At 68.8% G+C, this 14,405-nt stretch carries 12 protein-coding genes; 7 read left to right on the top strand and 5 right to left on the bottom strand.

Translation table 11 applies throughout. The features are described from left to right. Positions 1-27 precede the first annotated feature (27 nt). Positions 28-492 carry a hypothetical protein gene (locus WYO_RS04825; RefSeq protein WP_007559769.1) on the bottom strand — a complete coding sequence of 155 codons (465 nt, stop codon included), beginning with the start codon at positions 490-492 and terminating at the stop codon, positions 28-30. Between the two features lie 128 nt (positions 493-620). Here WYO_RS04825 and gph point away from each other — a divergent pair, with 128 nt between their 5' ends. Continuing rightward, a complete protein-coding gene (gene gph / locus WYO_RS04820) occupies positions 621-1,319 on the top strand; it encodes a phosphoglycolate phosphatase (protein WP_007559768.1) in 699 nt (232 codons plus the stop codon). Positions 1,320-1,323: 4 nt separating this feature from the next. On the opposite strand, the gene WYO_RS04815 is transcribed toward gph, so the two are convergent. Together WYO_RS04815 and WYO_RS04810 are read right to left on the bottom strand one after the other, a co-directional pair. Next, the gene (locus WYO_RS04815) at positions 1,324-2,478 is read right to left on the bottom strand and encodes an aminotransferase class I/II-fold pyridoxal phosphate-dependent enzyme (RefSeq protein WP_007559759.1); all 1,155 of its coding nucleotides are present in this window, start codon (positions 2,476-2,478) and stop codon (positions 1,324-1,326) included. Positions 2,479-2,554: 76 nt separating this feature from the next. Next, complete coding sequence (locus tag WYO_RS04810; protein WP_007559750.1) at positions 2,555-3,214, bottom strand: DUF1345 domain-containing protein; 660 nt, start codon at positions 3,212-3,214, stop codon at positions 2,555-2,557. A 135-nt stretch (positions 3,215-3,349) separates the two neighbouring features. Here WYO_RS04810 and WYO_RS04805 point away from each other — a divergent pair, with 135 nt between their 5' ends. The 4 genes from WYO_RS04805 to aat all read left to right on the top strand — a co-directional run bounded on the left by WYO_RS04805 (position 3,350) and on the right by aat (position 7,413). Continuing rightward, the gene (locus WYO_RS04805) at positions 3,350-4,147 is read left to right on the top strand and encodes a DsbA family protein (RefSeq protein ID WP_007559748.1); all 798 of its coding nucleotides are present in this window, start codon (positions 3,350-3,352) and stop codon (positions 4,145-4,147) included. A 260-nt stretch (positions 4,148-4,407) separates the two neighbouring features. Further along, positions 4,408-4,878: an acetyl-CoA carboxylase biotin carboxyl carrier protein gene (accB, locus tag WYO_RS04800; protein WP_007559745.1), complete on the top strand. Its 471-nt coding sequence runs from the start codon at positions 4,408-4,410 to the stop codon at positions 4,876-4,878. Positions 4,879-5,130: 252 nt separating this feature from the next. Then, a complete protein-coding gene (accC, locus tag WYO_RS04795; RefSeq protein ID WP_007559733.1) occupies positions 5,131-6,483 on the top strand; it encodes an acetyl-CoA carboxylase biotin carboxylase subunit in 1,353 nt (450 codons plus the stop codon). Between the two features lie 249 nt (positions 6,484-6,732). Continuing rightward, positions 6,733-7,413 (top strand): leucyl/phenylalanyl-tRNA--protein transferase, encoded by a 681-nt coding sequence (aat, locus tag WYO_RS04790; RefSeq protein ID WP_007559731.1) that lies wholly within the window; start codon positions 6,733-6,735, stop codon positions 7,411-7,413. Here the strand turns inward: aat and WYO_RS04785 are convergent. Then, entirely contained in the window at positions 7,410-8,036 is a 627-nt protein-coding gene (locus WYO_RS04785) for a DUF2155 domain-containing protein (protein WP_193375337.1), read from the bottom strand. The genes aat and WYO_RS04785 overlap by 4 nt on opposite strands. Before the next feature lie 249 nt (positions 8,037-8,285). Next, positions 8,286-8,702, bottom strand: a complete 417-nt coding sequence (locus tag WYO_RS04780; RefSeq protein WP_007559729.1) for an NADH:ubiquinone oxidoreductase subunit NDUFA12 — start codon at positions 8,700-8,702, stop codon at positions 8,286-8,288. Positions 8,703-9,216: 514 nt separating this feature from the next. On the opposite strand from WYO_RS04780, the gene WYO_RS04775 reads away from it, so the two are divergent. Next, positions 9,217-12,948 carry a vitamin B12-dependent ribonucleotide reductase gene (locus WYO_RS04775; RefSeq protein WP_007559728.1) on the top strand — a complete coding sequence of 1,244 codons (3,732 nt, stop codon included), beginning with the start codon at positions 9,217-9,219 and terminating at the stop codon, positions 12,946-12,948. A 493-nt stretch (positions 12,949-13,441) separates the two neighbouring features. Next, complete coding sequence (locus WYO_RS04770; RefSeq protein ID WP_007559727.1) at positions 13,442-14,392, top strand: CBASS oligonucleotide cyclase; 951 nt, start codon at positions 13,442-13,444, stop codon at positions 14,390-14,392. Positions 14,393-14,405 lie beyond the last annotated feature (13 nt).

Genomic DNA, 14,405 nt, shown 5'->3' with positions numbered 1-14,405 from the left:
CGGAACGCCTCCGCAGGACGGGTGGCTTCAAAAGCGTCCGCCCTGTGCCGGCGTGGCGCTGGCCCCGGCCCGGCCGGGGGCCGGCCCGGTGAGCGGCGCGTCGGAACTCGCCTCGGCGCCGGGCTTGGCCTGCTGGGTGCAGACCACCTGCTCCTTCTTCACGAGCACGAAGCAGATGCTCATCTCGCCGGTGCGGTAATTGACCCGGAACACGCCGGCCTCGCGGGTGTGGCGGCTCGCGACCAGCCCGTATTCCGACGGTGCCTGCGGGCCGGCGCCCTCCCCGGGGCCGAAGCACACGGTCTGTCCGATGCCGCCGGCCGATTCCTGCAGCCCGTACTGGCACGAGGTCACCTCGCCGGTGACCTTGTCGACCCGGTACATCCGGTTGAGATCGGTCTGCGGCGCGGGCACGAACTCGAACGAGGTCGCGGCGGCCGGCGCGCTCGCCAGCGCGAGGCATAGGGCAAGAAGGGGCAGGGACGGTTTCATCGCGGGATCCGGGAGCTGACGCGCCCAGCCTTTCGCTGGGCTTTCGGGCGAGTGTGGGGCGCCGCGCCGCCTTGCCGCCGGGTCCGGCCGGCTTTAGCGAGGCCGTATCCCAGCAGGAGCCCGACCAGATGCCGCCCGACTCGACCGCCCGTCCGCCGATCGCCGTGTTCGACCTGGACGGAACCCTGGCCGAGACCGCGGGCGACCTGATCGGTACCCTCAACGTGCTGATGAAGCGCGAGGGCCTGGCCGAGCTGCCCCTGTCCCAGGCCCGCGGCCTGATCGGCGCGGGCGCCAAGGCGCTGATCCGCCGCGGCTTCGAGGCGGAGGGCCGCGCGCTCTCGCCGGAGGATCACGAGCGGCTGTTCGAGGCCTTCATCGCCCATTACGGCAAGCACCTCGCCGACACGTCGCACCTCTATCCCGGGGTGGTGGAGGCGCTGGATGCGCTGGAGGCGGCGGGCTTCCGGCTGGCGGTCTGCACCAACAAGTTCGAGGGCCAGTCGGTGGAACTGCTGCGCCTGCTCGGGATCGGCCACCGCTTCGCGGCGATCTGCGGGCGCGACACCTTCCCGGCCTACAAGCCCGACCCGAGCCACCTCACCGGCACGATCGAGCGCGCCGGAGGCGACCCGGCCCGGGCCGTGATGGTCGGCGATTCGCGCACGGACATCGACACCGCCAAGGCCGCCGGCATCCCGGTGGTGGCGGTGACCTTCGGCTATACCGACAAGCCGGTGACCGAGCTCGGGCCCGACCGGGTGATCGAGCATTTTTCGGAGCTGCCCGAGGCGGTCCGCGCCCTGGTGCCGGTGGAAGCCGCTTGAAGATTCAGCGTAGCCAGTTCCGCAGCCGCGCCACCGCCTCGTGGCACTCGGCCTCGGAGCCGGCGAACGAGAACCGGACATGGTGGTGGCCGAGATCCGGGTCGAAATCGAGCCCCGGGGTCGCGGCGACGTTGGCCTCGTCGAGCATGCGCCGGCAGAAGCCGGTGGCGTCGTTGGTGAGGTTCGCCACGTCCGCGTAGAGGTAGAAGGCGCCGTCGGCCGGGTGCACGCGCCCGAGCCCGAGGCCGGGCAGCGCGTCGAGCAGGATCGCCCGGTTGCGGGCATAGCCATCGCGCACCGCGTCGAGTTCGTCCGTGGCGTCGAGCGCCGCCAGCGCGCCGACCTGCGAGAGGTAGGGCGCCGAGATGTACAGGTTCTGCGCCAGCCGCTCGATCGGGCGGACCAGGACCTCCGGCACCACCATCCAGCCGACGCGCCAGCCGGTCATGCAGTGGTATTTCGAGAACGAGTTGATCACCACGGCGTCGGGATCGAACCGCAGGGCGGTGACGGTCGGCAGGCCGTAGCTGAGGCTGTGATAGATCTCGTCCGAGATCAGCGGCAGGCCCAGCTCCCGGGTGGCCGCGCAGAGGTCGCGCAACGCGGCTTCCGTGATCACCGTGCCGGAAGGGTTCGCCGGGCTCATCACCAGGGCGCCGGCCATCGGGGCGCGGGCATGAGTCTCGCGCAGCAGGGCGGCGGTGGGGGCGAAGCGGTCCTCGTCGCGCAGCACCATCGGGGCCGGCACGAGGTCGAGGGACGCCAGGATGCTGCGATAGGCCGGATAGCCCGGCTGCGGCACCGCCACCCGGGCGCCGGCATCGAACAGGCTCATGAAGGCGAGCACGAAGCCCGCCGAGGAACCGGTGGTGATGATCACCCGCTCCGGGCTCACCGCGACGCCGTGGCGCTCGGCATAATCCCGGGCGATGCGCTCGCGCAGGGCCGGCAGGCCCAGCGCCTCGGTATAGGGCACCCGGCCGGTGGCGAGCGCCGCCTGCGTCGCAGCGATCACCGCCCGCGGGGCCGGGGCCGAGGGCTGGCCGACCTCCATGCGCACCACGTCGTCGCCGCGCCGGGCCTTGGCGGCGGCCGCGGCCATGACGTCCATGGCGAGGAACGGCTGGACGGCGGCGGCCCGCCGGGAGATCGGAATCATGTTGTCCTGACGGGGCGCGAGGGCGGGTCAGCGGAGCGCCGGGGTTAGCCCCTGGCGGCCCCGGCCTCAACCGGCGTCAGTGCGGCGCGAGGCCCGCGGCCATGTTGACCACCAGCGCCAGGATCCCGGTGTTGAACAGGTAGGCGCCGATCGTCTGCGCGGTGGCGATCCGGCGCATGCGCTTGCTGGTGAGATTGGTGTCGGAGGTGGCCGCCGCCGCCCCGATGGTCACGGTGAAATACAGGAAGTCCCAGAAATCCGGCTCGGTCTCGCCGTGGAAGTCCAACCCACCGCGCTCGGCGCCGGCCTCGTCCTCGGTGCCGTAATAGACGTGGGCGTAGTGCACGGTGAAGATCATCTGCACGAACACCCAGGTGCAGAGCAGGCTCGCGCCGGCAAGCGCCAGGGCGTAGCGCTCGCCGGGGCCGGCGATGCGGCCGCCGACCACCAGCACCGCCACCGAGCCGAGGCTTGCCGCCGCCGCCAGCAGGGCGAAGACCGTGATCACCCCGGCGCTGTCGTCGAGCCGTGCGGCCTCGCGGCGCATGGCGTCCCGGCTCTGCCCGGTCGCCCGGCGCACGACCAGCCCGGCATGGACGATCACGCCGGCGCACCAGCCGGTCAGCAGCCGCATCCCGGGATCGAGGCCCGGCACCAGCAGGGCGGCGGCGATCGCCACCAGGATCGCGCAGAGCAGGTGCGGGCGCAGCCAGAAGGCGCGGAACAGCTTGAGCATGGCGGACCGGATTGCGCGCGGCGGGCGGGATCTAGGGGCCGGTCTCGTGATTTGACCCGGCGCCGCGAAAACGCCTAACCCACCGTCTACCGCTCGCGCCACGCGCGGGCCGGCTTGCCGCGCAAGCGAGGATCCATGCTCTTCAACCGCTCCCTGCCCGCGCTGGCCCTGGCGCTCGGTCTCGCCGCCGTCCCGGCTTCGGCGCAGGACGCCACACAATCCGCCGCTCCGGCTGCTGCGGCCCCGTTCACGGACGCGCAGCGCGCCGGCATCGAGGCGATCGTCAAGGACTACCTGATCAAGCACCCGGAGGTGCTGCAGGAGGCGCTGGCCGAGGCCGAGAAGCAGCAGGCGGAGACGCAGCGCCTCGCCCAGACGGCGGCCCTCAAGGAGGCCCGTGAGGCCCTGATCAACGGCCCGCACGACGTGGTCGCCGGCAACCCCACGGGCGACGTCACGCTGGTCGAGTTCTTCGACTACAATTGCGGCTATTGCCGCAAGGCGCTGGTCGACGTGCAGACCTTGATCAAGACCGACCCCAAGCTGCGGGTGGTGATCAAGGATTTCCCGGTGCTCGGCCCGGAATCGCTCGAGGCCAGCCAGGTCGCCATCGCGGTGCGCCAGCAGCTCAAGGGCGACAAGCTGTTCGAATTCCACCAGAAGCTGCTCGAGACCAAGGGCCGGGTGAACGGCGCCCGGGCGATCCAGGTCGCCAAGGATCTCGGCGCCGACACGACCAAGCTGCAGAAGGACATGGCCTCCCCCGAGGTGAAGGCCGCGCTCAGCGAGAATCGCGGGCTCGGCGACCGGCTCGGCCTCTCGGGCACGCCGGCCTTCATCATCGGCGACGAGGTGATTCCCGGCGCCGTCGGCGTCGACCCGATCCGCAAGACCATCGCGGATGTGCGCCAATGCGGCCACGCCTCCTGCTGAGGCGCCGGGCCGGACTAAGCACCGGCGGATGGCGGAGGGCGCGGCCTTGTCGCGCCGGGCCGCCTTCGTCTAGAGCGTCGTCCCGAGAGGCGGGTGCCGCCTTTCGGAAAAAGACGATGCAAATCCAAAGTTCTAGCGCATCGAGCCGGTTCCGATCCCCGGAACGATGCGCTAAGAGCCGCCAGCCATGAGGCTGTGATCGAGTGCCAGCGCGCATGCCGGATGAACCGACCGCCGCGGCGCGATACGAAGAAGGCCGGATGCCCAAGAACGATCCCATCGACCCCGAGCTCGTGCGCGAACTCGCCAACCTCGTCACCGAGACCGGCTTGTCCGAGATCGAGGTCGAGAAGGGCGACCTGCGCATCCGCGTGGTGCGGCGGCTCGAACCCGTGAACGTCCAGGTCGCCGGCCCCGCCCCGGCCGCCGCCCTGGCGCCGCCCCCGGTGGCGCCGCCCACCGGCGCCCTGGCGCCGGCCGAGCCGGCCCGCGCGCATCCCGGCTCCGTGCCGTCGCCGATGGTCGGGACCGCCTATCTGCGCCCCTCCCCCGAGGCCAAGGCGTTCATCGAGGTCGGCTCGAAGGTCGAGGTCGGCGACAAGCTGCTGCTCATCGAGGCGATGAAGACCTTCAACGAGATCGTGGCGCCCCGCGCCGGCACGGTCACGGCGATCTTCGTCGAGGACGGCCAGCCGGTCGAGTACGGCGAGGCGCTGCTGGTCATCTCCTGACGCATCGTCCCGGCGGCCGGCTCGCGGGCGACGAGGATGCGGCGACAGAGCTTTTCGCGACGTGCCGGGCGGTGCATCCGCCGCGCGCTTCGGTCCGCGTCCCGCGCCGAGGCGGTGATCGCCCCGGCGCAGGGTGTTTTGGGCGTCTTCCGCCGGACCGGCTGCCGCTTCGGGCCTGGAAAACGCCGCGCAACAAGAGGATAGATCATCCTGCGCGGTCCCGTCGGATCGCCTGGACGCTCTAAGGGTTCGATGTTCGACAAGATCCTGATCGCGAACCGCGGCGAGATCGCCCTGCGCATCCTGCGGGCGGCGAAGGAACTCGGGATCGCCACCGTGGCGGTCCATTCCACCGCCGACGCGGACGCCATGCATGTCCGGCTCGCCGACGAGAGCGTCTGCATCGGGCCGCCCTCGGCCCGGGACAGCTACCTCAACATCCCGTCGATCATCGCGGCCTGCGAGATCACCGGGGCGGATGCGGTGCATCCGGGCTACGGCTTCCTGTCGGAGAACGCCCGGTTCGCCGAGGTTCTGGCGCATCACCAGATCGGCTTCATCGGCCCCAAAGCGCAGCATATCCGCACCATGGGCGACAAGATCGAGGCCAAGCGCACCGCGGTGAAGCTCGGCATCCCCTGCGTGCCCGGCTCGGAGGGCGGCGTCGAGGATGCCGACGAGGCCAAGCGCGTGGCCGCCGAGATCGGCTACCCCGTCCTGGTCAAGGCGGCGGCGGGCGGCGGCGGTCGCGGCATGAAGGTCGCCCGCAGCGAGGCCGAGCTGGAGCAGGCGATCGGCATGGCCCGCTCCGAGGCCAAGGCCGCCTTCGGCGACGACGCGGTCTATCTGGAGAAATACCTCGAGAAGCCCCGGCACATCGAGGTGCAGGTGCTCGGCGACGGCCGCGGCGGCGCGGTCCATCTGGCCGAGCGCGACTGCTCCCTGCAGCGCCGCCACCAGAAGGTCTGGGAGGAAGGCGGCTCGCCGGCGCTCAACGAGTCGATGCGCGCCGAGATCGGCGGCATCTGCGCCAATGCCATGAAGGAGCTGGGCTATCTCGGCGCCGGCACCGTCGAGTTCCTGTACGAGGACGGGCGGTTCTACTTCATCGAGATGAACACCCGCATCCAGGTCGAGCATCCGGTGACCGAGATGATCACCGGGATCGATCTGGTGATCGAGCAGATCCAAGTCGCCTCGGGCGGCCCGCTCTCGGTCTCGCAATCCGACATCAAGGTCGAGGGTCACGCCATTGAGTGCCGGATCAACGCCGAGCACCCGGAGACCTTCCGGCCCTCCCCCGGCCAGATCACCCATTACCACACGCCCGGCGGCCTCGGCGTCCGGGTCGATTCGGCGGCCTTCCAGGGCTACCGCATCCCGCCGCATTACGACTCGCTGATCGGCAAGCTGATCGTCCACGGGCGCACCCGCAACGAGTGCCTGATGCGCCTGCGCCGGGCGCTGGACGAGTTCGTGATCGACGGCATCGACACCACCCTGCCGCTGTTCCGGACCCTCGTCCGCAACCCGGACGTCCAGAACGGCCTCTACGACATCCACTGGCTCGAGCACTTTTTGGACGATGGCGGGATGAAGGTCTGAGGCCAGCGATAGACGGGAACCCGTTCGCGACCGGCCCTTCCGACCCTGGCCCTCATCCTGCGGCGACGAAGCGAAGCGGAGGCCTTCTTCGAGGCTCGCTGCGCGCGCACCTCAGGATGCGGGGTGTGTTCGGGACATCCGCATTCCGACCGCGATCGTGTCTTCAATCCAACTTCGAAATTGGGCTTGCGGCGATCGCAGCCGGTGCCGGCTCTGGCATTTGGACCGGCCCCGCGCGACACTCGCCTCATGCACGATCCGACCCGCGTGGACATCACCCCCGAGATCCTGCTCAAGGCCTACGCGGCGGGCATCTTCCCGATGGCCGAGGATGCGAGCGACCCGACCCTGTACTGGGTCGAGCCGCGGGCGCGCGGCGTCCTCCCCCTCGACGGGTTCCGGGTGTCCCGGCGCCTCGCCCGGACGGTGCGCTCCGACCAGTTCGAGGTCCGCTGCGACACCGATTTCCACGGGGTGATCACCGGCTGCGCCGCCCCGCGCCGGGACAGCGAGAAGACCTGGATCAACGGCCGCATCCGCGAGCTCTACGGCGCGCTGTTCGACCTCGGCCACGTCCATACGGTGGAGGTCTATGCGGGGACGGAGCGGCGCCTGGTCGGCGGCCTTTACGGCGTCTCGCTGGGCGCGGCCTTCTTCGGCGAGAGCATGTTCCACGAGGTGCGCGACGCCTCGAAGGTCGCCCTCGTCCACCTGATGGGCCGCCTGCGCGCGGGCGGCTACCGGCTCGCCGACACGCAGTTCGTCACCGACCATCTCACGCAGTTCGGCGCCGAGGAACTGCCGCGGCACATCTACAAGCGGCGGCTGGCGGCGGCCCTCGATCAGGGCGCGGATTGGAACGTCTGGCCCTGCAACGGCTCCGTGCCGGGCGCGCAGGTGCTGGCGGCTCTCGGCGCCGTCGATACCTAGCGGAAGATCGCGTCGAACAGGTTCTGCGGCTGCGGCGGAGCCGGCGGGGCCGGAGCCGGGCCTTCGTTCGACGGGAAGAATTTGCGCGAGGGCTTTTGGCGCGGCTGCACCGGCACGCCGCGCGGCGCCTCGACATCGACCTGGCCGGCGGCATTGAGCTGCTGGGCGGTCTTGGTCGAATCCCGGCCGGCGCGCTTCGTCCGCTCCGGCTTGGCGGCCACCGCCGGCACGTCCTCCTGCTCCTTCGCCTCGGCGATCACGTCACTGCCGCCTTTGCAGTCGACCAGCCAGACATCGTAGATCGGATGCTCGATCGCGTGCAGGCCCGGGCTCGACGCGAACATCCAGCCGGTGAAGATGCGGCGATACTTATTGTCGAGGGTGACCTCGTCGACCTCGAGGAACGCCGTGGTCTTGGCGCTCTCGGTCGGCGGCCGGGTGTAGCAGACCCGCGGGGTCATCTGCAGCGAGCCGAACTGCACGGTCTCGTCCACCGCGACCTCGAAGGACACGATGCGGCCGGTGATCTTGTCGAGGCCGGAGAAGACCGCGGTCGGGTTCTTGATCTTGTCGGCAGCGGCCGGGCCGGCACAGAGGCCAAGCGCCAGGGCGGCGGCCGTCAGGACGGGGCGTGCGAGGGCTTTGGTGCGGCTCAAGGCTCGGACCCCTAAAGCATCGTCCCGAACGGCGGCGGCCGGCCTTCGGACGACGATGCGAAACAAGGACCCCAGAACCGCGTCCCGGATCCGGAACGCGACGCTAGAGGGAGGCCGGTCGCGCCGTCACGGGCGCGGCGGTCGGATTGGATCGCCTACCAGAACACCGGAACGGTGGCGGCAAAAGGGCGTCCGGGCACCGCCGGCCGAGGAGGCTTACTCGCCCGGCGTCCAGGACACGTAATCGCCGGTCGCGGCCGGGCGGGAGCCCCAGGAGAGCTGCGAACCCTGCGGCCGGTACGCGTTCGGCGTCCCGGTCTGGTTCTCGACATGCGGCTTCTGCCAGGGGCGCGGCGTGTAATCCTCCTCGCTCGGGGCGAGGTCGACGTTGTGGCACAGCCAGGCGCGCCAGCCGGGCGGCACCTTCGAGGCGTCGGCGTAGCCGTTATAGATGACCCAGCGGCGCTCCGAGCCGACCGAGCGGTCGATCAGCGCGCCTTCCGCCTTGTAATACTTGTTCCCGAGCTCGTCCTCGCCGACGTAGATGCCGGAGCGCGCGGTCTGGAGCGCCAGCGAGACGGTCTGGCCGTTCCACCACGTGAAGACGCGCAGCAAAGTGTCCTTCAGCGCCATCGCCGGTCCCGGTATCAAGCCGCGCCGCACGGGCGCTTCGTGGCGCCGTTATGGTGAGCGCGCGCCCGCGAGTCCAGCGCTTCGGCCCAACTGTCGCTGCGCGGCAACGCGCGCTTCGGCCAACTGCGGCGTATTCGCGGGCCGCCCGGAGGTGCCTCTACTTAAGGGTGTGGATTGAAAATTTTTCCGATCCGAATCCCGAATGCCGGAAGGGCACTTATCCGGGGTGGCCGGGATATCCACAGACTTTTGGTTGCCAGCACAACATCTAGCGGGGAACCGGCTGGCCGCACACCACTTGTTGACGTGAGAGCGATGGCGGCGGTAATGTCCCTGCATCGGTCGCGCCGCCCCTGTGGTGCGTTTCGGCAGGTTCGACCGTCCCTGAATCATCTTCGCAGATTCGCCACGCGCCCGGCTTCCGGGCGCGGGTGAACGCGACCCCCTTATTGGGCATCGACTCCGCGTTCAGCGGGGCCGGGACACTCGTGTCCCGACGGGAGAGGTGTGTTTCATGCGGTTCGAGCGTCGCTACACCACGGCCGGACAGTCGCCTTACACCGGCATTCCGTTCCGCAAGGCCCTGAGCGAGATCCGCAATCCCGACGGCTCGGTGGTGTTCCGCCTCGACGGCATCGACGTACCCGAGAGCTGGAGCCAGGTCGCCAGCGACGTGCTGGCCCAGAAGTATTTCCGCAAGGCCGGCGTGCCTGCCCGCCTGAAGAAGGTCGAGGAGAACGACGTCCCGTCCTTCCTCTGGCGCTCGGTCGCCGACGAGGCCGCCCTGGCCGAACTCCCCGAGGAGGAGCGGATCGGCTCGGAATCCTCGGCCACGCAGGTGTTCGACCGCCTCGCCGGCTGCTGGACCTACTGGGGCTGGAAGGGCCGCTACTTCTCCTCCGAGGAGGACGCCTCGGCCTTCTTCGACGAGCTGCGCTACATGCTTGCCAAGCAGATGGTGGCGCCGAACTCGCCGCAATGGTTCAACACCGGCCTGCACTGGGCCTACGGGATCGACGGCCCGAGCCAGGGCCATTTCTACTGCGATTACCGCACCGGTGAGCTGACCCGCTCGGCCTCGAGCTATGAGCATCCGCAGCCCCACGCCTGCTTCATCCAGGGCGTCCAGGACGACCTCGTCAACGAGGGCGGCATCATGGACCTGTGGGTCCGCGAGGCGCGCCTGTTCAAGTACGGCTCCGGCACCGGTTCCAATTTCTCGGCGCTGCGCGGCGAGAACGAGAAGCTTGGCGGCGGCGGCAAGTCGTCCGGCCTGATGAGCTTCCTGAAGATCGGCGACCGGGCGGCCGGCGCGATCAAGTCCGGCGGCACCACCCGCCGCGCGGCCAAGATGGTGATCGTCGATATCGACCACCCGGATATCGAGGCGTTCATCGACTGGAAGGTCAAGGAGGAGCAGAAGGTCGCCGCCCTGGTGACCGGCTCCAAGGTCGTCTCCAAGCATCTCGGCCTGGTCATGAAGGCCTGCACCCAGTGCGAGGCCGAGGGCGACGCCTGCTTCGATCCCGAGCGCAACCCGGCGCTGAAGCGCGAGATCAAGGCCGCCCGCAAGGCCTCCGTGCCGGACGCCTACATCAAGCGCGTCGTCCAGTTCGCCCGCCAGGGCTTCACCAAGATCGACTTCCCCGTCTACGACACCGACTGGGATTCCGAGGCCTACCTCACGGTCGCCGGCCAGAACTCGAACAACTCGGTCTCGCTCACCGACGACTTCCTGCGTGCGGTGGACGCCGACGCCGACTGGCACCTCACCCAGCGCACCACCGGCAAGACCGCCAAGACCCTGAAGGCGCGGGACCTGTGGGAGAAGATCGGCGAGGCCGCCTGGGCCTCGGCCGATCCGGGCCTGCACTTCAACACCACGATGAACGACTGGCACACCTGCCCGTCGGGCGGCCGGATCCGGGCCTCGAACCCGTGCTCCGAGTACATGTTCCTGGACGACACCGCCTGCAACCTGGCCTCGGCCAACCTGCTGACGATGTACGACCGGCAGACCAAGCGCTTCGACGTCGAGGCGTTCGAGCACCTCAACCGCCTCTGGACGGTGGTGCTCGAGATCTCCGTGATGATGGCGCAGTTCCCGTCGAAGGAGATCGCGGAGCTGTCCTACCGCTACCGGACGCTGGGCCTCGGCTACGCCAATATCGGCGGCCTGCTGATGACCATGGGCCTCCCCTATGACTCGCATGAGGGCCGCGCCCTCGCCGGCGCCCTCACCGCGATCATGACCGGCGTGGCCTATGCCACCTCGGCCGAGATGGCGGCCGAGCTCGGGCCGTTCCCGGCCTATGACGACAATGCCGACGCGATGCTGAAGGTGATCCGCAATCACCGCCGCGCCGCCCATGGCGAGGCCGAAGGCTACGAGTTCCTGAGCATCGCCCCGGTGCCGCTGGACCACGCCAACATCCCGCAGGACAATCTCGGCGCCCATGCCCGCGCGGCCTGGGACCGGGCGCTCCAGCTCGGCGAGACCCACGGCTACCGCAACGCCCAGACGACCGTCATCGCGCCCACCGGCACGATCGGCCTGGTGATGGATTGCGACACGACCGGCATCGAGCCCGACTTCGCCCTGGTGAAGTTCAAGAAGCTCGCCGGCGGCGGCTACTTCAAGATCATCAACCAGGCCGCGCCGGACGCGCTGCGGGCTCTGGGCTACCGCGAATCCGAGATCGCCGAGATTGAGGCCTACGCGGTCGGCCACGGCTCGATGGGCCAGGCGCCTGCGATCAATCCGACCACCCTGCGCGCCAAGGGGTTTTCCGACGACAAGATCGCCGCGGTGGAGAAGGGCCTGAAGTCGGCCTTCGACATCAAGTTCGTCTTCAACCGCTGGACGCTCGGCGACGACTTCCTGACCCAGACCCTCAAGGTCCCGGTGGAGAAGCTGTCGGACCCGACCTTCGAGCTGCTGCCGTTCCTCGGCTTCTCGAAGAAGGACATCGAGGTCGCCAATACTCATATCTGCGGGGCGATGACGCTGGAGGGCGCGCCGGGCCTCAAGCCCGAGCATTACCCGGTCTTCGACTGCGCCAATCCGTGCGGCCGGATCGGCAAGCGCTACCTCTCGGTGGAGAGCCACATCCGCATGATGGCGGCGGCCCAGCCGTTCATCTCAGGCGCGATCTCCAAGACGATCAACATGCCCAACGACGCCACGGTCGAGGATTGCAAGGCGGCCTACCGCCTGTCCTGGACCCTGGCGCTGAAAGCCAACGCCCTCTACCGCGACGGCTCGAAGCTGTCGCAGCCGCTCAACGCCGCCCTGATCGCCGATGAGGACGACGAGGCCGAGGACGCCCTGGAGGCGGTGCTGCAGGCGCCGGCCGCCGCCCGCGCCGCCCAGGTGGCCGAGAAGATCGTCGAGCGGGTGATCGAGCGGGTCGAGCATATCCGCTCCCGCGAGAAGCTGCCGGCCCGCCGCAAGGGCTACACCCAGAAGGCGGTGGTGGGCGGCCACAAAGTCTACCTGCGCACCGGCGAGTACGACGACGGCCGCCTCGGCGAGATCTTCATCGACATGCACAAGGAGGGCGCGACCTTCCGGAGCCTGATGAACAACTTCGCCATCGCGATCTCGCTCGGCCTCCAGTACGGCGTGCCGCTCGAGGAATATGTCGAGGCCTTCACCTTCACCCGGTTCGAGCCGGCCGGCTTCGTGCAGGGCAACGACGCGATCAAGAACGCGACCTCGCTCCTCGACTACGTGTTCCGCGAACTGGCGGTGTCGTATCTCGGCCGCGCCGACCTGGCCCATGTCAGCCCCGCCGAGATTGGCGGCACGGTGATCGGCGGCGGCGAGACGGCCGACACGACCCGCGAGGGCCCCAAGCCCGCCCCGGCCTCCTCGATCGTGTCGCGCGGCCTGCTGCGCGGCTCGGCCGACCGGCTCACCCTGATCCAGGGCGGCCCGGCGGGCGGCGCGGTCGGCGTCGGAGCCCCGAGCACCGGACAGACGGCCCCGGCCGGCGGGACGGTCCACGCGATCCACGGCACCTCAGCGCTGAAGGCGGAACCCGCGGTCGCCGCTCAGGCGGAGACCATCGCCGACACCCTCCCCTTCGCCAAGGCGGAGCGCACTGTCGCCGACCGCCGCGCCGAGGCGAAGATGAAGGGCTATGTCGGCGAGGCCTGCCCGGAATGCGCGAACTTCACGCTGGTCCGCAACGGCACCTGCCTGAAATGCGACACCTGCGGATCCACGACGGGGTGCTCGTAATCGTCGCGCCGCAAACTCAGTTGTGGCGTGAGGCAAAAGATGGTCGGATTTGCTTCTAGGCTAGTCGTCATTGAGAGGCATAATTTGCTAAAGATGATCTGAGGTTGGCTCCTCTTGTGGCGAACAGGTGAGTTTGGTTGTGCGAAGGGGATGTTTGGTAGCACGCCATAGGGATGTTTGGTTGCGGCCCCTTTTCGGGGACCGCCGATTAAGACGCATTACCTGCGGCCGTTAACGCGGTAGGTGGTGTGCGTTGGGGATCGGTTCGGGCACGGCGACGGTCCTCTGATCCCGGACCCGACGTTCCGATCATGTCTGTGAAATCATACACTTACGTCGTGCTGAAGTTTGACCAGAAGCATGTCCTGTCGCGGCGGGGGGAATGACACGTAATGAAGGGCGGCCCCGTCGGGCCGCCCAATCCCAACGCCGAACAAACCATGAACTTATGGTCAAGCTTAGGTCTTGGGCGTTTCCTTGAAAGGTGAGGGCGATGACGCGACAGCACGTAGGCCACGGCGAGATCGCAGCCTTCGCCGAGGACAGGGTGAACCTGCCAAGGGAAAAGGCGAACGAGTACCGGGCCCAAGCGCGCCGGTTACGCGAACGCCTGGAAGGTTACCTCTCGGAGCATCCGGACTTCACGCTGAGGAAGATGATGCTGTCCGGCAGCCTGGCGAAGGGCACGGCCCTCCGGTCGCTGAACGACATCGACGTCGCTTGCTACATCAGCGGCGCCGACGCGCCGCACGACGTGCAGGCCCTGCTGGAGTTCCTCGCGGCCCGCCTGCGCAAGGCCTTCCCCAACTTCAGTCCTGAGCAGGTGACGCCGCAGACCTACTCCGTCACCGTCTCGTTCCGGGGAAGCGGCCTGGACGTCGACGTCGTGCCGATCCTCTACGACGGCGATCCTGACTGGTACGGGAACTTGGTGGGCCAGGACGACGGATCGTTCTTGAGGACCAGCATCCCGAGGCATCTCGAATTCGCGAAGACGCGCAAGCGCCGCCAGGAGAAACACTTCGCGCAGGTCGTGCGTCTTGTGAAGTTCTGGTCGCGGCGGATGAAGCAGGAGCGCGACGGGTTCCGCTTCAAGTCCTTTATGATCGAGATGGTCCTGGCCAAGCTCTGTGACGACGGCCTCGATCTCTCCGACTATCCCGAGGCGCTGCAGCACGTCTTTACGTACATCGCCCGAAGCGATCTCCGGCAGCAGATCGTCTTCGGCGACTACTACCCCGCCTCATCCGTCGGCGCGTGCGTCGACGTCGTCCGGATCTTCGACCCGGTCAATGCCAGGAACAATGTCGCCCGCCTCTACACCGATGCCAACGCCGACATGATCGTGGAGGCGGCGCTGGACGCCGGCGACGCGATCGATGCCGCGCTCGGCGCCCCCACGAAGCAGCTGACCGTCGCCTACTGGCAAAAGGTCTTGACCTGACCGGTATTTTGGA

It is taken from the genome of Methylobacterium sp. GXF4 (genome assembly GCF_000272495.1).
GTDB lineage: Bacteria > Pseudomonadota > Alphaproteobacteria > Rhizobiales > Beijerinckiaceae > Methylobacterium > Methylobacterium brachiatum.
This window is presented reverse-complemented; position numbering and strand designations above follow the sequence as displayed.